The following is a 24,239-nucleotide window of genomic DNA, read 5'->3' as shown; positions in this document are numbered from 1 at the left end:
TTATTATTTCTTTAACTCAGGGGCAAATTGAAGGCTGCCCCTGTGCATACTGTTCATCGTGCGTTACTTAACCTGATAACCCTTGACGCCGTAGTAGACGAGGTAAACAAAGCCAATGAATGGAATAACAAATGCGGCGCCAATACCGGCGGCGTCTGAGATTTGTCCCATGATGGCTGTCAGTATTGCGCCACCTAGGATTGCCATGATGAGGAAACTTCCGCCAAACTTAGAGTCCGACCCTAAATCTCGTAGGGATAGTCCAAAAATGGTTGGGAACATCAATGACATACATGCCGATACCCCTACTAATGCATACACGCCAGCTAGCCCACCAACAAACATGATGACAGCCACTAACATCGCGGCGATCGCAGCCAATGCAGCTAGAAGTTTTTGTGGCTCAATGTGTTTCATTAATGCAACACACACCCAGCGCATAACAGAGAAAATTACGATAGATGTCAGAAGGTACGTTGATGCTTCTGCTTCCGTACCGCCAACTTCTTGCATCACGTAACGAATCGTCCATGACCAACAGCCAATTTGTGCACCGACATAGAAAAATTGGGCTATTACCCCTTTTGTAAAGTGACCGCGCTTAACAATACGGCGGTACGCTTGACCAAATGTTGACTCACCCGTCGAGCTTGTGTCCTTTGCCGTCGGCATTTTTGTTTTAAGAATCAATAACCAAATCAGAGCAATAACAACGGCTACGCCGATATAAGGCATCATGACCGCGTATAATTCATCGGACTGAATTTGGGCTAGTTCATCCGCTGCCATCACCGCACGGTCACTATCCGTCGCAGGGTTGAGTTGCGATAAGATATAAAATTTGCCAATTAATACCCCTGTAATCGAGCCAATGGGGTTACAAGCTTGAGCAATATTAAGACGTCGCGTTGCGGTTTCTTCCGGACCCATCGCTAAAATATAAGGGTTGGCGCTGGTTTCTAGAATAGAGAGACCACCTGCTAGTACAAATAATGCTAACAAGAACGGCAAGTACTCCATTGCTTGCGCAGCGGGATAAAATAGCAGCGCACCAGTTGCAAATAACCCTAAGCCTAAAAGCACCCCTGCCTTGTAGCTATATCGCTGTATAAAAAGCGCAGCGGGTAAGGCCAAACAAAAATAAGCACCATAAAAAGCCGTTTGAACCAAACCAGATTGCATATCAGTCAAAGTAAATACTTTCCGAAATTGTGCGATAAGCACATCCGTCATATTATTTGCTAATCCCCACATTGCAAAACAACAACATAGCAACCAGAACGCAAATTTTATTTCCTTTGGTATTACCTCTATTTTATTGTTCCTCTGAGATTCAGACGAACTTATATTGAGAGTATCAGTCATAAGATATCCTTATTAATAATCACATTATTGATTTAATTTATATATTATTGTATTTCACGTTATTACAAGTCGGTAATTACCACATCTACCAACTCACTATCACATATTTTAAGAAGACTTCTTTTTTTATATTTTGATTTATCAGCAATAAGAACAACTTGCTGAGAGATCTCAATAAAACTTCTTTTTATTTGATAGTTATATTCATTTGAGTCCCAAACCCCCGAGTCATAATCAAACCCTACGCAGGAAAAGAAGCAAACATCTACCGACATATTCGCCAGTGTGTCTACGGCGAGCGGACCATAAAAACTGCTGTACTTCTCGGAATAGCTTCCGCCAGTACAAATGACACTAATGTTATTTTTCCCTTCTAAAGCAATAACATTCTGAAGAGAGTTGGTAATAATTGTACAACTTATGTTGGGGATTTCTCGTGCTAAGCACCAGCTTGATGAACTCGCATCCAATCCAATTACCATGCCTTCTTGAATATAATCCAGCGCTTTACTCACCAGTAATTCTTTTTCTTCTAAATAGTCTTTAGCTCGAGCATGAAAAGAACGACCCTCATCAATTTCTTGAACACTCACTGCCCCACCGTGAACTCTTTTAAGTGCACCGGACTCATCAAGTTTTTTTAAGTCTCGACGAATGGTTTCTACGGAAACATTAAATGCTTCGGCTATTTCCTCAACCGTAGCACTTCTTTGGTCATTAACGAGTTCAACAATCTGCAGGCTTCTCATAATTGCTCCCTTTCTGGCTTGATTATTAATTTACCAACGAAAAAGGTGCAAAACTGTGACCAAATCGTCATCACGCCCGCTATTGACCACTTTATGACTAGTATTGTGGAGTATTGAACACAAATGCCCGATTTTTCTATAAACAGTCATTAACAACAATAAGAAATATATTAAGTAATTCTTATTTAATGAGAAAGGCATTATTTAATTGATAACGTTAAGTCAGTGATTGAATAGTAGGATATCGTCTTGATAAGTATACATTTAAAATGTAGTGGACATTATAATTACATAGGTATAACTAAAACCCTGATAATGTTTGTTAACACATCATTTTAGGTTCAATGTTAAACGAATAGCGCTTTACTTTATTCATAGATGCCTCCACTAAACGATAAACACCTATGGCACTATTCTCCAAATTGGTAAAGATAACTGTCTACGCAGATGGTTCTATAGATCCGAACAATAGGTTTTATGAATATTCTTGCAATGCTCTTATATTGAAGACTCCATTCATTGCACGAGAATATAACAATGTATAAGTTCATCATTCCATTGATGTTATTGCCCTTAAGTGGCGCAGTTAGCGCTCATGAAGTGGTTCACACCCACAGTGCTTTTGGTACTGGGTTTATGCATCCTATATTTGGACTGGACCACGTACTTGCGATGGTTGCAGTGGGGTTGTGGGGTGTCTTCCTTAGCAAGCCTGCGACATGGATGCTACCCGTACTCTTTCCACTCATGATGGCTGTTGGTGCCACCATTGGAATCATGGGCATTGCGCTACCACAGGTTGAAACTGGCATTGCATTATCTTCAGTCATACTGGGATTAATGATTGCTTTCAAGCAACGTCCCCCACTGCCTATTGCTTACTTAGTTGTAGGGTTCTTTGCACTTTGTCATGGCAATGCGCACGGAACACATTTACCTAGCACAATGGTGCCACTCAACTTTAGCCTGGGCTTTGTCACATCAACCGGTTTGCTTCACCTTCTTGGTGTCGGCGTCGCACTCGTCGCACAGAAGTATTCTAAGTTGATTGCAATCCAAGCACTTGGTGCGGCTATTTCCCTTGCTGGTGTTGGCTTCGTCATCAACCTAGTCTAGCGGAGTATGATATGAACCGTTCAATGAAGTCGTTATTGGTGACGTTACTTTTATCGCCTTCAGTGGCAATGGCGCACAGCCCAATAGAAGGATTTGGTGAGTTTTACAATGGATTGCTCCATCCACTGTTCATTCCTGCTCATATTGTTGGATTGTTAGCGTTCGGTGTGTGGTTCGGCAGGCAACCTAAGGATGACCTTGCTTTGGGCATCTTGGCCTTACTCTTGGGTTTGATCCTTGGTCTTGCTTGTTCCGAGTTAGTGAATCAACAGATAATGGCGGTTCCCACAATGTTAATTTCTGTTGGTTTTGGTGCGCTATTGCTGTTAAGGACAACGCTGAATAAGTGGGTAGTGTGCTCAACGGCCGCATTAGTCGGGCTAGTCGTGGGAATGGATTCAGAACAGAGTCTGCTTGTTGGCTCCGAAAAGTTAGTGAGCCATTTGGGAACCACTATCAGCGTATTTACTGTTGTGCTTAATACTGTGTTGTTCAGTAGTAAACTCAACTGTGCGTGGCAGTACACGGCTATACGAATACTAGGCTCATGGGTATTTACCTGCAGCGCATTGGCAACATTGGTTCTATTGACCGAAAAAGTGGTTGGCTAACCATGTTTTAGACAGATATAACCGGCCAGCCACACTCTATTTGTTATGGACGCTTTTTCAACTCGTTGAGTAAAAACATTTGGGCTGGTCCTATTTGATCGCCACTATTATTGAGTGCTTCGAGCATAAAAATGCCTTTCCCACTGTTCGAAAATTCAGGGAAGAATTGAACCAATGTTCCTTGATTGATTTGGTCTTCCGCCAGACTTCGTGTAACAAACCCCCAACCAAACCCTTGCTCAATCAGTTGTACTTGATCCAGTAGACGTTGTACGTCGATACGTTCACCTGCTCCCTTTAAGATATCAACCGCAGCGTCGTTATCCGAGCACAAGTAAATCTGGGGAAAAAGAAGTAAATCTTCAAAAACGATATTGTTGCCTGAGTTCAGTTCATGGTCCGGTGCGCACACCAGCAATGACTCACATGTGCCAATATTATAAAAATTAAAGTGCTGCGGCACGCCTTCCACGGTTTTTCTGATTAGCATATCTAGCTCTCGGTCCGTCAATCGAGACTCAAGTCGCTGGTCGGTGTCACGAATAAAGAGTAGGCGTATATGAGGAAATTCGGCTTTAAGCGCTTGAGTTTCTTTTGCTAAATCCTGCAAGGTGATCTCGCTTTGTACCCCGATGCGAAGCTCTTGCTCTGAACCACCAGCCACCGCTTGAGCAAACTGATTTATCTGCTCTGCCTGACGTAATAATACTTTGGCTTTCTCATACAATTGTTTACCCGCATCGGTGAGTTGCAGATTACGACGACTACGGTCAAACACTTCTACCCCTAGATCAATCTCCAGGTTGCTCAACATAACACTGAGGCTGCTTTTGCTCTTTTTTAATCGGCGCGCGGCTTCAACCATAGTGCCAGCATCGTAAGTGGCAACCAATGCTTCCATCTGATCCAAATTAAACATAATCCCTCTTATTCTTGATGCTAAGTGTTCGTATAAACCGAACCTATCGTTTTTTATTGTTGGTCATTGATTAACTAAAATCAACACCAAATCAGCAATCCACATCGGTTTTTGCGATTTCTACACAATAGATAAACCGGAGTTCTCCTATGAAATTTTGTACGAAAAAGGTTTTGCTCAGTACATTGGCGGTCAGTATCAGCATGAACCTATTTGCTGCTGGCTTTGAGGCTGGCGATGTTGAACCTACACCCAAAGGGCCATCAACCTATCCTGAAGGGGTCCCAGCAGAATGGATGCCATGGAAAGACCCAGACAATAACAGTGTGCTCAATGTGAACATGGATGGCACAGAAGATGTGTTTGTACTTCGTCGTGACACTTCTGAAGATCCAAAGCGTGAGCCGGGGTTAATCAACCCACAGCGTTACGTGGCCGCCATGAACGGCAAAAATGCTTTTCCAACATTTTTTGGATCCCCGATGGCATTTAACACGGAAGACTTGAAGGCGGGCAAACCAGATGTTGCTGTCTTTGGTTTGACGATCGACGATAACTTTATCGGTGGAGGCTCTTACGCAGCGAATAAAATGCGGACGCTTCTTGATTATACAACGGTCGGGTCTGCGACTGACCAGATGAATGGTATGGCCTATTTTCCAATGATTAGCGTCGCCGATTACGGCAACGTCAACGCACATTATGGCCACAGTGAAAAAAGCTTGGAAGAGATCCACGTCGTCGCGACTGAAGTGCTCGATGCCGATGTCATGCCGGTTGCGATCGGCGGCACTCATATACAGATGTATGGAATGTTAACTGCATTAGCCAAAAAATACGGCAAAGGCAATGTCGCCCTCATACATTTTGACTCTCACTATGACGCACTAACCGCTGGCATGGGACGCTATGTTCACAATGGATCGATGATCGCTCGCGCCGTTGATTACGGGTTGTTGAACGGTGAAGACATCATTCAAGTTGGGCTACGCAGCTTTGGTCCTAGCCAGGGTGATCTTCAGTACATGAAGGACAACAACTTTAAGTTCCACTTCCAAGCTGAAGTCGACAAAAAAGGGTGGGAACACGTAATCAAACGTGTGCTTGAAGAAACCAAAGGCAAAAAAGTCTTCCTCTCATTCGACCTCGATGTGGTTGATGCCTCGGCAGCCCCTGCCGTCGGTACTCAAGAACCAGGAGGTCTGACTGCCCAAGAAGCCATGCACATGATTCGCGTAATAGGTGCTGGGACTGACTTGGTTGCAGCAGAGTTTAATGAATACAACCCGCTTCTTGATGATGCTCATGACACCACGGGCATCTTGATGGACCGTATTATCCGCAGCATGTTTGCTGGTATGGCGGCGAAGAAAGACGGTATCGAAGACCCTATGTACTTGGATCCTCAACGACAAGACCACGCTTATAACCCAGAAAAGTAATAGATGGCCGCGCCACAAAGCAAACGTGGCGCACTTTCTCGACCCAGCAATCAAACGCAAGTCACTTAATTAGGAATAACGATATGACTGACAAAAACCGCCAACAACCTGACAAAAACACCGTCACCTTCTTAAGTCAGTTGTACCGCGAACCTTTAGCTCATTTCCTATTGGTCGCCGCTGGTCTTTTTGCCGCTCATCGTTGTGTTGATAGTGATGATAGACAAGTCGTCTTCATTGATGCATCTCGTCAAACTCAAATTATAGAAGCCGCTCAAAGCCGACAGTTAGAGCCATTAACCATATTGCAACGCGACGCGGCATTGGCTTCCTATATTGATGAAGAGATCCTATTTCAAGAGGCGATTAAACGTGGTTATGTGACCAACAGTAAAGTGCGCGATCTCTTGCTACAAAATATGCGCTACTTCATTTCAGGCGGCGTAGAAACGCCGACGGAAGAAGAACTTAAACAGTTTTTCAAACGAAACCCTGACCTATTTGCCAATCAAGCCACCGTTGACATCGACCATATTCAATTTAAAGAGCCTGATGACGTCCCTACAGATCTCAAAACACAGCTAGATGCAGGGCTAGAGCACCGTAATATTGGTGATTTTGACAGCCATAATGCTCCAGTCATGAGATATCTCGATAAATCAAATCTGCTTAACCACTTCGATGCTGAAATGACCAAGGCCATTCTAGAGGCTGACGGTACGGCTTGGCATGGCCCAATATTATCGAGCTATGGAACGACCCATTTTTTCCGCGTCACACAAAAACGCCCTACTTCAATGCCAACTTATGAACAATCAAAACAATGGGTTGAAACCTTTTGGGTCAACGCTCAAAACCAACAGTTAGTGCAACAAGAGCTTGATGAAATAAAACCAGATTACCGTGTTGAGCTTCAACCAATTAAGAAAAAAGGTGAAACTAATGACTAGTCTTGTTCGCTATCTTGCTTTTTTAATATTGGTGCTCCTAAACAGCAGTGTGGCCGCCCACACATTAGGCATCGACAATTCAGATCTTATTGAACTATCAACCTCAGGAGAATATCAATTCGTTGTTAAGGTTCCTGGGGAGTATCAGCCTTATATCCATACGCCGGTCTTACCTAAACATTGTCAGTACATCGGTGATGCTGCTGGTGAGTACGGTGCTAGCGAGATCCGCTACCACTTTAACTGCGACAGCCGACTCACTATCAATGACCAATTGCAGCTACCTTGGGAACGAGAAGGCGCAATGTTAACGGTTGACTGGAAAGATAGTGAGCCAGTGACCGTTTTGAGTAAGCGAGAAAATGGCGTGATAACGGTAGATTTAATTGATTATTCCGCAAGCTCAGGATCTTGGATTGAAGGCGCAAAAAGATACACCAGCATTGGCGTTGAGCACATTATGTTGGGCTTCGATCATCTCTTATTTGTTTTGGCTTTATTGTTTGTGGTCAGTAAAGGCCGCGACTTAATAAAAACCATTACTGCATTCACGGTTGCCCACAGTATGACACTCGGGTTGGCCACCTTTGGTTATTTATCGTTACCCACTGAGCCAGTCGAAGCGACTATCGCCCTATCCATTGTGTTTTTGTGCTGCGAGGTCATTTACGCTCGCCGTGGCAACAAGGGATTAACCTTCCGTATGCCATGGGTTGTTGCATTTTCCTTTGGGTTATTGCACGGCCTTGGTTTTGCTGGTGCCCTGCTCGATATTGGTCTCCCACATTCAGAAATTCCACTTGCACTGCTCTTCTTCAACGTCGGTGTTGAGATAGGACAGCTCCTGTTTGTCATGGTGATATTGGTTACCGTTCGCTCTGTACAACAGCTTTTTGACACGCTCCTAACCGCACGAATAAGTCGCAATATCACAACCTGCGTTATTTATACGATGGGAATTTTGTCCAGTTACTGGCTTATTGAACGAACGCTCTTGGTCTTCGTTTAATCATCAATTTAGGAACATTACTATGAAGATTCTACTTAAGCTCTTGGTCGCTATTACATTGATGCCATTGACTGCAAATGCTAATGAAACACTCAGCTGGGATCAACTCATTCCACAAGCGGATTTATCCTTTACTCGTTCTGTCATGAACAAACGAGTGCAACACGACGGACAGGAGCTAGCCCCTCAAATGCTTGATGAGGCTTTACTTCGTACGGTTGGTGAATTAGACGGGAAACAAGTTAAATTACCAGGCTATCTCGTCCCTATTGAAGGAGGTGATGAAAGCATCACAGCATTTTTGTTAGTCCCATATTCCGGTGCGTGTGTGCATGTACCCCCACCGCCGCCAAATCAAATCGTGTACGTTGAGCCAGATAAGCCACTACCGATGCAGTGGTATAATGACCCGATTTGGATTGTCGGCACAATGGAAACACATGTCGTAGAATCTGAAATGGCACAAACGGGATACAAAATGAATAACGCTAAGATTTTGTCGTTTGACAACGGTCAACGCCTAAAATGATGTTCGAATATAGTCGCTTGAATCGTTTAAATGTGAGCTACGTCAGTCAAATAAGAAAACACTCGTAACGGCTATATTCGACCTAGCGCTTGTCGCATCCAAAACAAACATGCCGATAATCCCAACGGCATTGTGAATATCAATAAACGTCCAACACACCTCCCCCTAATAGCTTTCAATAGGCAAATGCCTATCGACGTGATCCTCGGTCAATGTCGATAGGTACATGGCTGCTCGTTTGACGTCTCTCACATTCAGTATCCGGCTAGTAACTATTAACTATTAACTATTAACTATCCTAAACCAACACGCCCTCCCTTTAAGCCATCTTCTTACGCAACGACTCAATAAGTCGCACCACAAAATGTTCATATCCGTGGCAACAATAAGCCCATCCCGATTCGTCGCTATAAGTATGATTTAAATACGCTATAAGTACCTTCTCACATCGTTCGCTTTCAATCCCCGCTATTCACCTCGGACATTAAATGGCTATTATAGCTCTTTACGCAACGTATATACCTGTAGCCACACTTTAAAACCGAAGTCAAATTCCTACTGTTTTCTACTATTTAAAATTCTACTGTTATATTTCTCACACCCAAACAAGGTATGACGATTTTATGCTGCCGTCGCTTATACGCACTGAGCATACTATTTTCATTCAATGTAATTACATCGAAATAAACAAGAGTAAATAATATGAAAAAGACACTATTAACCATCGCACTTCTTTCCGCTTCTTCATTTAGTTTTGCCGACGATAATTCTGGATTCAGAATTGGCGCTGGTGTTGCTGGCGGCTTTGAGCAGCATGATAGTAATAAAGCCATTGCCGCACCTAAAATTGAATTAGGTTATGACATGAACTCAATGCTGTCATTTAACGCTGGCTATACACACCTAAGTGGCGATTCAAGTGTTGCTGGTGAAAAAAGTGAGCTGTCGGGTGGCGCATTAAACTTAGGCGTTGAAGTTGGCCATACGTTTGATTTATCGAACCATAAACTTAAGCCGTATGTTGGTCTTGACTATAAGTTTCAATCGGTTGAAAACAAAGTCGCAGACTTAAATGATAAAGAACGTACTCACTCGGCGGTGCCTTCACTAGGTGTACGTTGGACAGCTCCTGTCGGCTTTTATACGGATGCAAAAGTCAGTTACCACAAAGCGACTGACTACGTAAAATCTAACGCCGTTGCTGGCCTCACGGTTGGCTGGAAATTTTAATTAGTATAGAAAATTCAGGTTCACGGATGAGCCCATTTATATAAAACCACTACACCGGTAGCTAGTGGCGTTATATAAATTCATAGTCAATCAATCATAAAAATTAATTATTATCATGATTAAAATATAATTAACCGCTCGTGTTTATCGTGATTCATCCCTCCACAACATAAAGTACACAATAGAATATACTTTATGCCTTAACATCGATGGCTCTGTTATCAACATCGAAGTGGTCAAAGCACATCACATTGTTTCGTTAAGGTCATTCGCAGCAAAGCTCAATGTAGATCGTAGTTTTTCATTGCTCGTTTTGTCACAATGATGGCCTATCCACACAGAAGTAATTGTCATGATGTTCACGAAACAAGACCTTATTAATGATCTCAATACCCTTGGCATTGATAGCAATGGTGTCCTACTTGTCCACTCATCAATGAAAGCCATTGGGCCTGTTGAAGGTGGCGCAGACACCGTATTAGACGCCTTGTCAGAGATAATGGCAGGTGGTTTACTGGTGTTACCGACGCACAGTTGGGATAAACACAATCTCGCAAGTGGCATTTTTGACCCAGACAAAGAACCGTCTTGCGTGGGCATATTGAGTGAAGTGTTCCGACATCGAGCTGGGGTCGTTCGTTCGCTTCATCCCACTCACTCGGTTGCCGCATTAGGTAATGGCGCCGCGCAATTTATTTCAGGAGAAGAAAACGCCACGTCACCCTGTCCAAGAAATGGGGCATGGGGAAAGCTGTATGATACTGACGCTCAAATTCTATTTCTTGGCTGCCCGCTAACACGTAATACCTATATCCATGGTGTTGAAGAGTGGTGTGGTATCCCACATAGAATCGATGCTAACCCAGAGGCCATCAAAATCAGAAAAGGTGAGCACATCATCAATACCGTCCTGCATCGCCACAAAAGCCCCGTGAAGAGTATCCATGAAAATTATGGCAAGCTAGAAAAGCCGTTTATCGATCTTGGAATCGGTCATTGGGGACAAGTAGGAGAAGCGAAAGTCTTTCTCGCCCAAGCAAAAGCAATGGCTGATATCACCACTGCGTTTCTCAAGAAAAACCAAGACCTATTTATTGATGATACGCCAGTCCCTGAATCGTGGTATTAAGTACTTCAGGTATAAGATGATGCTCTCATACACGCTGTATATAAGAATCTGTCCTCTTCAGTGAGTTGACTTCATTCAACTCAATCTCCGCTCATGGAAGGAGATACCACACTCTTAGATGCAGTGAACCACTCGAAGTAAGGTTGAAATGTCACCCCGTTAACATGACCATTAAATAAGAAGTTCATCTTTTTTCTCGATAAAGCCATGATTTAATGAGCCAAACGGTATATACATAATGAGGTATTACTCAAAGTGCAGATAAATTCATGACGCTCAAAGAAATCCTTCAAATTCGTAATGTTCGCTACTTCATCATGTTTCGAAGCAGTTACTTTGCGCGTTTTTATTACCCTATTTTCACCCTACTCTATTTAGATTATGGCCTAACCCTTTCTCAATTCGCCATGCTTAACGTGGTTTGGGCAGCCACCATTGTGCTGGCTGAGGTTCCGTCCGGGGCATTTGCCGATACCTTAGGTCGAAAAAAGCTCGTCGTATTATCTTCGATTGTCATGTTTGTTGAAATCGCCATGATCGCGGTGGTACCAACAGGGAACCCCAATTTGGTGTTTATCGTATTTTTGATCAATCGAATATTAAGCGGCCTTGCGATGGCGTTAGCGAGCGGTGCCGATGAAGCGCTGGCTTACGACACGTTAAAAGAACAAGGCAAAGAAGATCTGTGGCCGCGAGTCCTACAAATCCAGCTTCGCATCGCCTCAAGCCTCGGTATCTTTGTCACGCTGGTCGGCGCTGCGATGTACGATGTTGACTTTATGGCTAACATTTATCATTTTCTCGGGTTAGCCAAGCCAGACAGCACGCAAGACCTAATGCGCATACCCGTTTATGCCACCCTCCTTGTCGCGATCGTTGCCATTTATTCCGCGATAAGCATGCAAGAGGAGAAAAAAACACTACCAAGCGGCAGCAACAAACTGGCCACGACCATGGCAAGCCTCAAGCTAACGGCAAATACGGCTAAATGGGTATTTGCGACACCTTATGTGCTATTCATATTGCTCTACTACAGCCTATTTGAACATACCTCGCGAATGTTTTTAACCATGAACAGCCAATACTATCTCGCTATTGATATCCCTATTCTTTATTTCGGTTTTATTGGGGCGGGCATCAGTTTACTTAAAATAGTACTGGCCGGACAAAGCCGTCGGCTTGCGGAAAGTATGGCGCCTAGAACGTTCATTGCGGTGATGGGTTTTGCAACCATGGCAACCTATTATTGGATCAGTTTAGGCTGGTCAGTCTATGGGGTGATACCCGCGCTGGTATTAATATTTATCATTATGACAATGAATATTTTTGTTAGTTATCATCTAAATAAAAAAACCGAGTCGCATAACAGAGCCACTGTCTTAAGCTTTAAAGGTCTAATATTTAACCTAGGATACGGCTTGATTGGTATTTTATATGCCTACTATTATAAATTGGTGTCTCAGGGTTACACCGCGCAAGAAATAGAACAAAATATCGATTTCTTAGCCTCCCTTTCTTCATTTTTCTACTACTTTACATTTTTGTTCCTCTCAATCACGGCGGTATTCTATTTTAAAGACAAAAAGAAGGCGATTTTTTAGACATATTAAAGGCTTTGTTACGTAATTCTGTTTAGATACCGAGTCGTTCCGTTCTGCCTTTTTTAAGTCAGGCATCAGCTTTCGTATCATAAGTACCATCACCAGAGAGCACTTCGCTATCCGTAACGCTCGACAAGCTCACTCTGCTGTGATGGTTGGTGAATGTCACTGTTCAGATCTTAGGCTCTTAAATTGCTTTCATCAGACTAAGCCACAATATCCGTATTGAGTTCAACGCAATCCAATCCGTAGTCGGTTAGCGTGATATAACAACCTTCAGAGCTAAGACTAATAAACTCATTACTTTCTAGGCAATTCAATACTTTATCTAACGGCTCTTCTAAATAATACTCAATTGATGACTGTGCTTCGTCAACATAACAGGCTCCCATAGGCTGTAAGGTCAGATATCTAAGCAAGGTAAGGCTATCCATGTGAAGGTGTGAATCGGCATGTTGACATCGATTTGATTGCATTTGTAGGTATCCTTTATCATTTTCCGTAATGATAAGATGCTGTAATTTCGTTCAGAAAAATGGGATCTTTCTTACGAAAAAAACATAACTGACGGATATATTTATTATTCCAAACTAGAGGTCAACCATACCAGCAACCACCTTTAGCAATGCCTAGTTTTTATCACGCTAGCCACTTTGAGTGCGCTACTCTAGTTCAATCTAATAACTCAACAAAGTCGATATCAAGTACGGTCAGCAATGAATGGGCTAGAAATCGAAAAGCATACTAAGAAAAACATCTCTGTCCGCTGGGGAAACGTCTCGATGAGTCGTGTACTCCACGTGTGAGTCCACCGTCGCGGAAGGCGATAACTTAATGCTCCACAGCGCTTTAAGCTGGTTAGGAACCATTGAATATCGCACATCCATAATACTCAGTTCATCGGTGGGGTCTTGCGCTAAAAATCCGTTTGAGAACCATCGGAAGCGCTCAATATCTTGGGCTTGTTGCGAATTCGGGTCAAGCCATGGGAAGTCTCGATTCACGTCCAACTTTGCGATAGATTCACCAGGGTATGTTTTCACCGAGGTACCCACCCTCACCGCGTCAACATAGTACTGCTGGTCTGTTTCATAAATCACTTTCCATACCAAAATATTAGCGAAGCTTGGTTTGGCTTCCAGCAAGATAGGCTCGTGCTGCCGTTCTTTTGCTAATTGCCAACCAGCAGCTTCAGCCCTGTCTTTTTGTATTAGCCCCAGCGTTGGATAAGTCAACGCCCAAAGAAACGCAATACGAGCAAACCAAGGGGTTCGCTTCCACGTTGCCAATACGAGCAATATGAGTATTGGAAGTGTGTATATAGGATCGATAATAGATATATTGTTCCAGGCATAACGCTCATTAGTGAACGGCCAAAACAACTGGGTACCATAAGATGTGCAGGCATCAAGCAGCGCATGAGTGCTGTAGCCTAACGCGCAATAGAGCCAGCTTTGTTTGAACGAGAGTCCGCGTTTTTTTGCGAACAGTAAATGTAAAACTAACGCGCAAATTAAACTGCCAATGGGGATAAAAAACAAAGAGTGCGTGAACTGTCGATGGAACTCCAAAAACAACAGCGGGTCACTTGATGATTGAATGAGAACATCCAAGTCTGGCGCCATTCCAGCAAGCAGCCCCAGCAGTCCAGCCACTGCCATGTGTTGCTTTTTACTCACCGATTGGGACAACGATGCGCCCAGCACTCCCTGCGTTAATGGGTCCATAATTAACTCATTGATAGTTTTCGATTAAGTCGCTCATCATCTTAGAGTAGACCCATTTCAGTGAATTGGAATAGATTGATGGCATAGACATTGGATACGTTGAGCAAAGTGCTTATGCGTTTAGTGCCCTCATCTTATGTGTAAAGGGACAAATATATAAAGAAAGAAATATATAAAGAAACAAACGCATCAATGCGTAACCCTAGAGCGCCGCTACAACTGATATAACATCACCAAGCTTAACTTTTCCTGATAAGACTCGATAAGCTCTAGCTTGGTTTTCCCTTCATTGTGGTAAAACAGCGCCCCCTGATCGTTCAGGACCGAGTAAAATTCATCGATCATATCGAGGACGACATTAACACGTTGGATTGTAATCGGCGTGCAGCTCTTACCATCAAGGTCGTCTTCAATATCTAAGACATGTGAGCGAAACATCTCTAATGTAAATAGTTTTTCTAGCGCCTCATCGCTCTCAAGCGCTGTTCGGTATTGGTCTCTTAGTCGCTCTGTAAAACCGATGACTTCAAGACTGGCATGGTTACCTTGTAGCCACGCCTGCTTTTCCTCTAACGCATTCATTGCAGCTTGTTTGACAAGGCAAAATGCCTCTAACGATTGTCGATGTGAATGGCCCTGCTCTAGTATCCATCCTGAGAAAAATCGGGTTTCAAAGCGCTCACAGAATTGGAAACGAGGATCATCCACCCCATTACTGTTCAGCTCAGTCAGTGGATCAAAGGGATACATATAGCCAAAATCAAACAACCACAGCTGCTGGTTATCATCACTCAATAAATTCCCTGAGCACAAATCCCACTCGAACAGTCCAACCCTTTCACACGCGCTTAGTGTAGAAAATAGCTGCGACAGAAGTGAAGGCGTAAGCTGTTTTATTGGTTCACCCTCAATCCAATCAGATAAAATAATACCAAGGCGATAGTCTGCATATACCGTTTCAACAATGCACTTGAACGACTCTGAAGTCTCGGGATCATCCTTAACCTTTTGAAAATCAGAACGACGTTGCACCTCATTAAGGAACGAGAACTGACCATCTAAATTTTTTACACGGGCGACTGGGCGTTTTTTCTTTAATGTGAAGTCTTTGCCATCAAGACGGATCCGATAAACCTCGGCCGTCAGCCCACTATCGAATGTTTGAATGACATAAGGAGACTGACTGGTGGTTAAAGCCAGTTCCTCGGGCGATATCGGGCAATGCTTGAGGTGGCCAACAACCAGATTGTCACCGCTTTTTTCAAACTGCCACTGTGTTTTATGACGCTTATTCATACCTTCAATCCCTGATTACCGTTCCGTTACAAGGACTGTACAAAAAATTCATGCATTGCATATCCCCCTTACTGACATAATTTAAGGCTTAGCGTTTAGGCATATGCAGGTAAGACGGTTTGGGGCATTAACAAGTTAATGCGTGACATCGACATTGATTAAAGCGAAATAGTTGAATCTTTACTCTTAACGTTAAAAGCGTAAGCCCATGACCATAATAACGATGCCACCCCTAAAGCTTCTGCCTTTAACTGTCCTAATATATTATCTGCTCCGTCATTAGTGACTTGGTTGAATGGCGTCTATCTGGCATCATGCGCCAACAAGCGCCGTGGTCAATGAACGGTACAGAGAATGCGAAGGTAGCCAGTGGTAGAAAACAGCCAACAATTAAAGAACCGTTACGACGAACAGGGCTACTTTGTTCTCAGAAATTATTTTGATGACGCTCAGCTTTCATCGCTTAGAAAAGTGGTACTGAAATTTCATGACCGGTGGAAAGCAGACAATGAAGAATTCTATCAAGAAGAAGCATTTAACTCGTCTTTAATTACGGGAAGCGAATACTTACCCACCAACGATAGAACGATACTTTTTGACTTCATCAGTTCAAAAAAAATGATGGACGTCGTCGATGCGGTGATCCCGGAAAACCCAGCGTTCATGAACACACAACTGTTCTTCAACCCTGTCAATCCGCAACAAAAAGACTTCTGGCATCGTGACTGTCAATATGACTATGACGTTGAAGACCAAATGAGAGTCATACTAGAGACGCAAGTATTACACCTCCGCGTCCCCTTGTTTGATGAACCCGGCATGGAAATCATACCCGGGACGCATAAGCGATGGGACAACGAAGAAGAGTACAACGTTCGCCAAGAAGTGAATGGCAAAGTGAGCAGTGATAGCCTCTCTGGTGGCAAGCAGATTGCATTAGCAGCGGGCGACTTGTTAGTGTTTTCAGCGGATATGATTCACCGAGGACGGTACGGATTAGATCGTTTGGCTTTGGATATTTTGATTTTTGATTCTGCGTCTGACTATGTCGACTACGTCGATGACGATTGCTTACCTACTTCGTCAATACTCAGCAATATCGCCAATCCAAGGCTATTTATTAATACACTGCATCTCAAGTCGATGTGTCATGAACATGAACAACGTTAGACAGTATTAAACGACACGTGTGACGACATAAATCAATTCAAACACAATCATAAAATTGGCCGTATTATATTTCTATGTAGGGTGGCCATTCACAGCTAAATTGAAATATGTATTGATGATTATCGATAAATCCTGCTAATTTAATAGACCACTAACATTACAGCGGCGTATCGGTTGTAATTGTTTTTAAATTGTTATCACACGGATGTTCTACCCATGCTCGCAAAAATTATTACCCTATTCCCACTTTGGGCAATCCTTTGCTCAATCATTGCCTTCTTTATCCCTGCACCTTTTGCGTCTCAGAGTTCGTTAATCGTGCCTTTGTTGACCGTCATTATGTTGGCTATGGGGCTAACCTTACAGCCAGCCGACTTCTTAAAGGCGATTAAAAATAAAAAAGCGGTCGGCTTGGGTCTAGTGTTGCAATTTACTGTCATGCCGACAGCAGCATTACTGATTAGCATGATGCTAAACTTCTCTCCGGAATTAACACTCGGCATGGTCTTGGTGGGTACGGTTGCAGGTGGCACCTCTTCAAATGTGATGTGCTATTTAGCAAAAGGCGACGTCGCTCTTTCTATTACCATGACGGCACTGTCCACATTCTTAGGGGTAATCTTAACGCCGTTCATTATTGAATTGATTATGGGTCAGAGTGTGGATATTCCTGTCCTCGGAATGATTCAAAGCCTCTTTAAGATTGTGTTCTTACCTGTGTCGATTGGTGTTTTGTGTAATGTCTTTTTCCATAAAGTAGTCAGTAAGGTTGAGCCGTTGCTACCGCTGATTTCTATGATTGCGATTGTTCTAATTGTTGCCATTGTGGTTGCCCTAACGGGAAGTAAGTTGGCGGCGGTAGGACCTATCGTCATGCTCGCAGTCATTCTACATAATGGCTTTGGTCTGACGGCCGGTTACTTTATCTCTAAGGCTATGGGGTTTGAAGAGAAGGTGTGTCGCACCATCGCATTTGAAGTGGGTTTGCAGAATTCAGGCTTAGCAACCGCGTTAGCGTTAAAGTTCTTTACTCCGGCATCGGCGGTGGCGGGTTCATTGTTTTCGGTTTGGCACAATATATCGGGTTCTATCGTCGCGGGATACTTTTCAAAGAGAGCGCCTCAAGAGGCTAATCCATTGAAAGTCAGTGATTAAATCACGTTAATTTAGTTATCAGCGCGCATTATCAAGCTCCTTTTTCAAGGGGCTGATAGCGCCTTGTAGTAATGTGAAATATGCCAAAACTGGTTATTCGTGACTAGAAGTCGAACATAATCAGTCATTGGCATTAGAATCATAAGTAAGTTTCCAGCTTTGTTTACTCACTCTATCCACTGAGAGGTGGCGGTAATTGTCAGCTCCAAAGTCTACACTCAGTGCAGATAAAGTAGCATGGCTTAAGATACCAAAAACGCTCGCACCTGCACTCTTTGCCGATGTCACACCAGCGATAGCATCTTCAAATACAATGCACTTATCAGGCTTAACACCCAATTTTTTTGCACCTAACAAGTAAGGCTCTGGAGCAGGCTTGCCGCACGTGACGTCTTCAAATGTGACGAAAACGTTAGGAATCGGAATACCACCAGCCTTCATTCTCGCTTGAGCAACATCGATATTGCATGATGTCACTATACCCCACGGGATTTGATTTTGGTCTAGGGTCGCCAAGAACTCGAGAGCCCCCTCAATGGCTACTACCCCGTTGGTATCATTAGCTTCTTGCTCTTTTAACCATTCAATCTCTTTTTCAATCGTGGATAATGACTGATTGCGAAGCAGATCTCTTACACATCCGTCAGCGGTCCTTCCGTGAATAACACTCAACACATACTCTACGTCCAATTGATATTTCGATGCCACTTGGCCCCACGCTCGATTAACGGACTCTATCGAGCTTACCAATGTTCCATCAAGATCGAATAAACAACCCGCAAAATTTAGTTCTGTCATAAAAGGCTCCTCTAAGCCAACGTCGGTACGTATGTTGACAATGATTATTTCCGGATCTAATTATCTAATAGATACTTAGCCGTACCCTCATCGGTAATGAGAGTTGAAACCCACTCTCCTAGCAAACACGCTCGAATTGCTTTATGTTTATCATTGCCTCCAGCAATAGCGATGACTTCAGGTATATTGCGGATGTCTTGAGGTTTTAGCGCCAAGCTCAATGAATCAGCACCGGTGACTAACTCATTACCATTAATATCAAGGATCACAGAGCACAGATCAGCCGTTGCACCTTTCGAGATCAAGTCTTCTCGATAGTGTGTAGAGATTGTTCCATACATCCCCGAACTTCCTTCTCCGCACCATGAACCAATGCCGGTGATCAAAATATCTAACTTACTATAAAGCATGTGCAATTCTTGTATCGATGCTTCTAACTTCATGCTTTCAGCCGTTTCGACTTTCTCAAGCCACATTGGTGCGAGCAAAGGGAAAGGGCGTCCATCCCCTAGTCCTGCGAGTCGATGTACTATTTCTAAAGAACTATGTCGAAAATTCATCCCTTCTTGTACGCCTGCAGCTTGCACAACATTGCACTTGGGAAAGACAGTGAGCTTGTCTGCAATCGCAGAAAGTACTCGTCCAGAAGCAACACCTATATTGGCCACATTAGGCCCCAATTCTTGAAGTAACTCAGCACCAGTACTCGATAACGAATCAATAAGACTATCTGAGGCTAAGCTAGGGCTTGCGATAACAGTACAGTGCTTCAATCTATATTTTTTTTCTAGCTCATCCGAAAGGTCAGTTCGATACCCTTCTAAGTCTGGTATGACAAACTTCACAATACCGTTGTCCGTTGCTTCATCTAATAACCTGGCAACCTTGAAACGAGAAAGACCAAATTCATCCGCAATCTGGTTTTTGGGCTTACCCTCTAGGTAGTGAGCCTTCGCGAGTTTGATAAGTTGTATTTTTTTTAGTAGATCCATTCAGTACTTCTCCAAACACCACAGAAAGTCCGCTCATATGAGCAAGTTAACATAATAATCAATATCTCCTAGTACTTTCAAACTTTTCAATTAAGTAAATTCAACTAACACCGAAAGAACCAAGTATAAGTATTTGTATTAAATGACAAATTACAAATAATTTGAATTTTAAAAATCCAATAACAACATAGAGTCAATTGAGTAATCGCACAATTAAAATGTGATGACCAATACAAAAACTCATAATCCGCATTGAAAACACCGCTCATTTGATTAATAGTGCTCATAAGTTAAATGAATCCGCTCTTATGAGCAAAAAAACTGAGGTAACTATGTATTTTGATAAAAAGCTATCGTTTTTCAATGTGGAAATTACGGATCGAACAGAACTGCTTAAGTTCATGTCCGACAAACTACTAGAAGCTGGGTTCGTTAAGGATTCATTTCAAGAAGCGCTGCTCCAGCGTGAGGTTGAATATCCAACGGGATTAGAAGCAGCACACTGTGGCGTGGCGTTACCGCATACGGACTCAATACACGTCAATAACTCACAGGTTTGTTTTGTAAAACTTAAAACTCCGATCAAATTCAGAGATATGGTTGACGCCAGTGAAGAGGTCGAAGTGCAATTTGTGTTCATGCTTGCGATGAAAGAAGCCCATGAGCAAATTGAAAACCTTCAAAACCTTACTCTAATGCTGGAAAGCGCTAGTACGGTTGAGAAATTACGCACACTTCAAAACAGAGCTGAGTTTGAAGAGATATTAAGAGTTTCTAACTTAAAATAGGATGAAATCATGGAATTTTTGAGTTCTTTTTTTGAATGGGTTATCGGTTTAGGTGGCGTCGTTTTCCTACCTGTCATTATTGTGCTAATTGCACTCTTTTTCCGAGTTCCACTACAAAAAGCAGTCATGTCGGGAATAACGGTTGGTATAGGTAGTGTTGGCCTAGGTTTAGTGATTACCTTACTTGCAAGTACACTCGGTGAGGCGATTAAGGTCATGGGTGCAAAATATGGTACCGATCTCACCATATTAGACATCGGTGTTGGCGTAGGAGGCCCTCTCGCTTTCTCAACATCGTTAGGTCTATTGCTTATTCCAGTCTCTTTACTGCTTAACACCATGTTTGTCTCTTTTGGTTGGACAAAGACACTGAATGTTGATATCTGGAATTTTTGGTTCCCAATATTTTTAGGACTAATGACTTACGCAGTGACTGGACAATACTATATCGGTGTATTGGGTTGTATTGCCGGCATTATGCTCCAGTGGCTTCTGTCAGACATTTTCCAAAAACAAATTAGTGACTTTTATGGTTATCCGGGCATCGCAATTTCTCATTTGATGGCGTTAGCTGGCATGGTCGTCGCCGTTCCTCTCAATTGGATTTTAGATAGAACTCCAGTCATCAACAAAATGGATGCAGATCCTGAATCACTCACTAAGAAGTTTGGTATTTTCGGTGATTCTATTTTTATGGGTCTACTCGTAGGTCTGGCCGTTGGTCTACTTGCAGGATACGACGCATCTCAGGTAGGTAACCTTGCAATTTCTACCGCAGCAGTAATGAAAATAATGCCAAAAATGGTGGCGATGTTTATGGAAGGATTACTTCCAGTAGCGGAAGCCGCGAAAGAATATACAAACAAAAAGTTAGGTGGCAAAGAAGTCAACATCGGTATGGATGCGGCTTTAACAGTGGGCCACCCTGCAGTAATGGCAACGGCATTATTAATGGTTCCTATTTCACTGTTATTAGCCGTAACCCTTCCAGGTAATAAAGTTTTACCGTTTGGCGACCTCGCGTTTTATGTTTTTGGCATTTGCTTAATGGTTCCTGTTTTTAAAGGAAATCTCGTAAGAAGTGTCATTGGCGGAACTATTTACTTAGCGATGTGTTTATACCTATCAACATGGCTTGCTCCAGAAATTACCAATGTATTTGCAATTGCTAATTACGATGTTGGCACCACAGGAGTGATTAGTGCAGTACTACTAGGCTTGTGGCCCGTCGGCTTGTTCGTTCTATTCGCAGTGAAGTTTGGCGTTATCGGTATCTTGGCACTAATTACCATGATCTTCTGTGGATTGCTTTACGTGAACAAATTTAGAAAAACTACCCCAATTGAGGCAACAATATGAAAACTTTATTAGTCGTGTGTGGTGCAGGCCACGCAACATCAACATTAGCCGTCAGCAAAATCAATAAATGGATTGAAGAAACAAAGCAGACAGGAACCATCAAAATCATTCAAAGCAAAATCGCTGATGAACTAAACCGAATTGATGATTACGATGCAGTAGTAAGTACAACCATCGTTCCAGATTCTATCAAGTCTAAGGTTATTGTGGGCTTGCCACTATTGACGGGAATTGGTATCAATTCTGTATTTGATCAAATTGCTGAACGTTTAAAGGGGTAGTCACTTGGAACTGATATTTAATTCATTAAATATCACCACAGCAAAAGGACGCCCGTCTTACCACGACCTCACATCAGATCTTTCGGAGTTAATCCGAAAGTCTGGTGTGGTGAATGGTGTCTTAACTGCAACGACTCCTCATACAACATGCTCTTTTTTCTTTGAAGAAGAAATGCATGATTTGGATAGTAATGGTGATGATTTTCTTCAACTGGACTTTAATGCCACGCTAGATCGTATAGCACCTATACAGGCAACCCATAACCAGTTTAAAAGTCCGGGGCCGGAACATATAAAGTTTGGTTTGTCTCTTGCAGCTCCTAACTACCCTGCAGAAAAATGGGTCATGTACAACACAGATGCTCACATTAGAGCATCCATGTTTGGGCAGCACTCATTGCAAGTTATTGTAAAAGAGGGCAAAGCGTTGATGGGGGCATTAGGGCGTGTCTATTTCGCTGACTGGGATACATTGAGGGAACGACAGCGTGATGTAAACGTGGTCGTTATGGGGGTGGTATGATGAAAATATACCCATCCTTATACAGCAGTAATCACCTTAGTTTCGGTGAAACTTTAGAGCGACTTTCGAATATCAATATGAAAGACATTCACATTGATATTATGGATTGCAATTACGTGCCTTCATTTGGCATTACGTATGACGCAATCAAGGCTATCCAGGAAAAATATCATCTCCGATTAGATTGCCATTTAATGGTAGATAATCCTGAGTGGCATATTGATAAGCTGATTGCATTGAATGTTGATACTATTTGCTTAACTTACGGTACCACCAACAATGATTTTTATTATCTAGAGAAAATCGTCCAATCTGGTTTGCGCTGTGGTGTGGCAGTGAACCCCGGAACCACGATTGAATCTCTCGTTGATTTACTTGATATCGTAGATGTCGTATTGGTGATGAGCGTTAACCCAGGGCAACCTAATCAACGTTTTTTACCTAGCATAAACAATAAAATACGACGACTTTTTGAATTGAGAGAACAAAAAGGTCTCACATTTAAAATTCAAATAGACGGTGGTATTAACATCGATAATATTTCATCAGTGCAAGCCTCTGGCGCAGATATCGTAGTGTGCGGAGGGTCGTTGTTCTCAAATGGTCACATTGAAGAAAACGCGTATAGATTAGAAGGCCTAGCGCATGGAATATAAGGTTATAAATAATCAGATATTTGAACAGGTCCATAATGCGGTTAATGAGATTGAAGACAAGACATTAGATTTACTCATCGAAAGCCTCGAGCCTAAGAAGAGAGTCTTTTATTATGGCTGCGGTCGGTCTGGTATTTTCTTATCGTCATTTGCTAATAGACTTCTACATTTAGGTTTTGAGATTTACTCACTTAACGATATCACGAAACCAAAAGCAGAAGCTGGCGATATTTTCCTTGTCACCAGTGGCTCAGGAGAAACGTCGAGTGTCGTGAGTTTTGTCTCTAAGTCCAAAAATATAGGGATGAAAATAATAGCGTTCAGTGCTCAACAACAGTCATCAATGGCATCTTTATTGACTGCAGATGACGCTCTGGTTGTTATCCCTTGTGACTCATACATCGATGATGCGATCCCCGATATCCGTGACCTTAAGATGCCTTTAGGGACATTGTTCGAGTTATCGTGTTTAATGGCTTACGAAACTGTCACTAATTCATTAATGTATCACTTAGGTGAGTCTGCGTATGCACTGTCATGCAGACATACAAATTTAGAGTAATCATAAGCCCTGTTCTTATATTCTTATTCGATACTCTCCCGCTATTATTTTGCGTATCCATATAAGTCATATTGCCCTTATCATTAAAAATGAGGGCTTTTCTCACTAACCTAAAGTGTTCCAATTGATAAAAATGGTTCGCTTGAGTGCTCCTACCCCTCATAAATACCATTAACGCACAATGTAGATTCACCTACTTCATCCAACCCTCTACTGGCCAGTACCTTGTCGTCCTCATCCACACCCCAAAGATAACAAAAAATTATCATTAATATAATTTAT

At 42.6% G+C, this 24,239-nt stretch carries 25 protein-coding genes; 17 read left to right on the top strand and 8 right to left on the bottom strand.

Features of this window, described 5'->3' with window-relative positions; translation table 11 throughout:
• Window positions 1–63: 63 nt before the first annotated feature.
• Both fucP and ACE1OE_RS03650 read right to left on the bottom strand, forming a co-directional pair.
• Window positions 64–1,365 carry an L-fucose:H+ symporter permease gene (gene fucP / locus ACE1OE_RS03655; RefSeq protein WP_449210181.1) on the bottom strand — a complete coding sequence of 434 codons (1,302 nt, stop codon included), beginning with the start codon at window positions 1,363–1,365 and terminating at the stop codon, window positions 64–66.
• Window positions 1,366–1,427: 62 nt separating this feature from the next.
• On the bottom strand, window positions 1,428–2,114 hold the full coding sequence (locus ACE1OE_RS03650; protein WP_449210180.1) for a DeoR/GlpR family DNA-binding transcription regulator: 687 nt from the start codon (window positions 2,112–2,114) through the stop codon (window positions 1,428–1,430).
• Between the two features lie 537 nt (window positions 2,115–2,651).
• On the opposite strand from ACE1OE_RS03650, the gene ACE1OE_RS03645 reads away from it, so the two are divergent.
• Together ACE1OE_RS03645 and ACE1OE_RS03640 are read left to right on the top strand one after the other, a co-directional pair.
• Window positions 2,652–3,230, top strand: coding sequence for a HupE/UreJ family protein (locus ACE1OE_RS03645; RefSeq protein ID WP_449210179.1), 579 nt, complete (start codon window positions 2,652–2,654; stop codon window positions 3,228–3,230).
• An 11-nt stretch (window positions 3,231–3,241) separates the two neighbouring features.
• Window positions 3,242–3,841, top strand: coding sequence for a HupE/UreJ family protein (locus ACE1OE_RS03640; RefSeq protein ID WP_449210178.1), 600 nt, complete (start codon window positions 3,242–3,244; stop codon window positions 3,839–3,841).
• A 43-nt stretch (window positions 3,842–3,884) separates the two neighbouring features.
• On the opposite strand, the gene ACE1OE_RS03635 is transcribed toward ACE1OE_RS03640, so the two are convergent.
• Complete coding sequence (locus ACE1OE_RS03635) at window positions 3,885–4,760, bottom strand: LysR family transcriptional regulator (RefSeq protein WP_372062228.1); 876 nt, start codon at window positions 4,758–4,760, stop codon at window positions 3,885–3,887.
• 149 nt (window positions 4,761–4,909) lie between these two features.
• Between ACE1OE_RS03635 and ACE1OE_RS03630 the strand changes: the two genes are divergently transcribed.
• The 7 genes from ACE1OE_RS03630 (at window position 4,910) to ACE1OE_RS03600 (ending at window position 12,650) form a co-directional block, all read left to right on the top strand.
• Entirely contained in the window at window positions 4,910–6,202 is a 1,293-nt protein-coding gene (locus ACE1OE_RS03630) for an arginase family protein (RefSeq protein ID WP_449210177.1), read from the top strand.
• Between the two features lie 83 nt (window positions 6,203–6,285).
• Window positions 6,286–7,152 (top strand): peptidylprolyl isomerase, encoded by an 867-nt coding sequence (locus ACE1OE_RS03625; protein WP_449210176.1) that lies wholly within the window; start codon window positions 6,286–6,288, stop codon window positions 7,150–7,152.
• Entirely contained in the window at window positions 7,145–8,161 is a 1,017-nt protein-coding gene (locus ACE1OE_RS03620) for a HupE/UreJ family protein (protein WP_449210175.1), read from the top strand. Before ACE1OE_RS03625 ends, ACE1OE_RS03620 begins: the two co-directional genes overlap by 8 nt.
• Window positions 8,162–8,183: 22 nt before the next feature.
• Entirely contained in the window at window positions 8,184–8,690 is a 507-nt protein-coding gene (locus ACE1OE_RS03615) for a DUF3299 domain-containing protein (RefSeq protein WP_449210174.1), read from the top strand.
• 702 nt (window positions 8,691–9,392) lie between these two features.
• Window positions 9,393–9,920 (top strand): outer membrane beta-barrel protein, encoded by a 528-nt coding sequence (locus ACE1OE_RS03610; protein ID WP_449210173.1) that lies wholly within the window; start codon window positions 9,393–9,395, stop codon window positions 9,918–9,920.
• A 352-nt stretch (window positions 9,921–10,272) separates the two neighbouring features.
• Entirely contained in the window at window positions 10,273–11,049 is a 777-nt protein-coding gene (locus ACE1OE_RS03605; RefSeq protein WP_449210172.1) for an AAC(3) family N-acetyltransferase, read from the top strand.
• Between the two features lie 269 nt (window positions 11,050–11,318).
• A complete protein-coding gene (locus ACE1OE_RS03600) occupies window positions 11,319–12,650 on the top strand; it encodes an MFS transporter (protein WP_449210171.1) in 1,332 nt (443 codons plus the stop codon).
• A gap of 206 nt (window positions 12,651–12,856) precedes the next feature.
• On the opposite strand, the gene ACE1OE_RS03595 is transcribed toward ACE1OE_RS03600, so the two are convergent.
• From ACE1OE_RS03595 to ACE1OE_RS03585, 3 genes are all read right to left on the bottom strand, one after another.
• Window positions 12,857–13,126 (bottom strand): hypothetical protein, encoded by a 270-nt coding sequence (locus tag ACE1OE_RS03595; RefSeq protein ID WP_449210170.1) that lies wholly within the window; start codon window positions 13,124–13,126, stop codon window positions 12,857–12,859.
• Between the two features lie 249 nt (window positions 13,127–13,375).
• Window positions 13,376–14,377: a metal-dependent hydrolase gene (locus tag ACE1OE_RS03590; RefSeq protein WP_449210169.1), complete on the bottom strand. Its 1,002-nt coding sequence runs from the start codon at window positions 14,375–14,377 to the stop codon at window positions 13,376–13,378.
• Window positions 14,378–14,590: 213 nt separating this feature from the next.
• Window positions 14,591–15,673 carry a phosphotransferase gene (locus ACE1OE_RS03585; protein ID WP_449210168.1) on the bottom strand — a complete coding sequence of 361 codons (1,083 nt, stop codon included), beginning with the start codon at window positions 15,671–15,673 and terminating at the stop codon, window positions 14,591–14,593.
• Between the two features lie 369 nt (window positions 15,674–16,042).
• Between ACE1OE_RS03585 and ACE1OE_RS03580 the strand changes: the two genes are divergently transcribed.
• Together ACE1OE_RS03580 and ACE1OE_RS03575 are read left to right on the top strand one after the other, a co-directional pair.
• Entirely contained in the window at window positions 16,043–16,843 is an 801-nt protein-coding gene (locus ACE1OE_RS03580) for a phytanoyl-CoA dioxygenase family protein (RefSeq protein ID WP_449210167.1), read from the top strand.
• Between the two features lie 216 nt (window positions 16,844–17,059).
• Window positions 17,060–17,998, top strand: a complete 939-nt coding sequence (locus ACE1OE_RS03575) for a bile acid:sodium symporter family protein (protein ID WP_449210166.1) — start codon at window positions 17,060–17,062, stop codon at window positions 17,996–17,998.
• 120 nt (window positions 17,999–18,118) lie between these two features.
• Here ACE1OE_RS03575 and ACE1OE_RS03570 read toward each other — a convergent pair whose 3' ends face one another.
• Both ACE1OE_RS03570 and ACE1OE_RS03565 read right to left on the bottom strand, forming a co-directional pair.
• Window positions 18,119–18,796 carry an HAD-IA family hydrolase gene (locus ACE1OE_RS03570; RefSeq protein WP_449210165.1) on the bottom strand — a complete coding sequence of 226 codons (678 nt, stop codon included), beginning with the start codon at window positions 18,794–18,796 and terminating at the stop codon, window positions 18,119–18,121.
• Between the two features lie 56 nt (window positions 18,797–18,852).
• Window positions 18,853–19,788, bottom strand: a complete 936-nt coding sequence (locus tag ACE1OE_RS03565; RefSeq protein ID WP_102471831.1) for a sugar-binding transcriptional regulator — start codon at window positions 19,786–19,788, stop codon at window positions 18,853–18,855.
• A gap of 308 nt (window positions 19,789–20,096) precedes the next feature.
• Here ACE1OE_RS03565 and ACE1OE_RS03560 point away from each other — a divergent pair, with 308 nt between their 5' ends.
• From ACE1OE_RS03560 to ACE1OE_RS03535, 6 genes are read left to right on the top strand one after another with little or no spacing between them, the layout of a single operon-like run.
• Window positions 20,097–20,576: a PTS sugar transporter subunit IIA gene (locus tag ACE1OE_RS03560; RefSeq protein WP_449210164.1), complete on the top strand. Its 480-nt coding sequence runs from the start codon at window positions 20,097–20,099 to the stop codon at window positions 20,574–20,576.
• Window positions 20,577–20,585: 9 nt separating this feature from the next.
• The gene (locus tag ACE1OE_RS03555) at window positions 20,586–21,935 is read left to right on the top strand and encodes a PTS galactitol transporter subunit IIC (RefSeq protein ID WP_102471833.1); all 1,350 of its coding nucleotides are present in this window, start codon (window positions 20,586–20,588) and stop codon (window positions 21,933–21,935) included.
• Entirely contained in the window at window positions 21,932–22,216 is a 285-nt protein-coding gene (locus tag ACE1OE_RS03550; RefSeq protein WP_102471834.1) for a PTS sugar transporter subunit IIB, read from the top strand. The genes ACE1OE_RS03555 and ACE1OE_RS03550 overlap by 4 nt, the downstream gene beginning before the upstream one ends.
• A gap of 4 nt (window positions 22,217–22,220) precedes the next feature.
• Entirely contained in the window at window positions 22,221–22,739 is a 519-nt protein-coding gene (locus ACE1OE_RS03545) for a YjbQ family protein (RefSeq protein ID WP_449210163.1), read from the top strand.
• Window positions 22,736–23,395, top strand: coding sequence for a ribulose-phosphate 3-epimerase (locus tag ACE1OE_RS03540; protein WP_449210162.1), 660 nt, complete (start codon window positions 22,736–22,738; stop codon window positions 23,393–23,395). The genes ACE1OE_RS03545 and ACE1OE_RS03540 overlap by 4 nt, the downstream gene beginning before the upstream one ends.
• Window positions 23,385–23,957: an SIS domain-containing protein gene (locus ACE1OE_RS03535; protein ID WP_102471837.1), complete on the top strand. Its 573-nt coding sequence runs from the start codon at window positions 23,385–23,387 to the stop codon at window positions 23,955–23,957. The genes ACE1OE_RS03540 and ACE1OE_RS03535 overlap by 11 nt, the downstream gene beginning before the upstream one ends.
• Window positions 23,958–24,239: the final 282 nt, after the last annotated feature.

The sequence above is a fragment of the Vibrio sp. E150_011 genome (assembly GCF_053544015.1).
The sequence above is the reverse complement of the archived record's forward strand: the minus strand, read 5'-3'. Positions and strand labels throughout refer to the sequence as shown.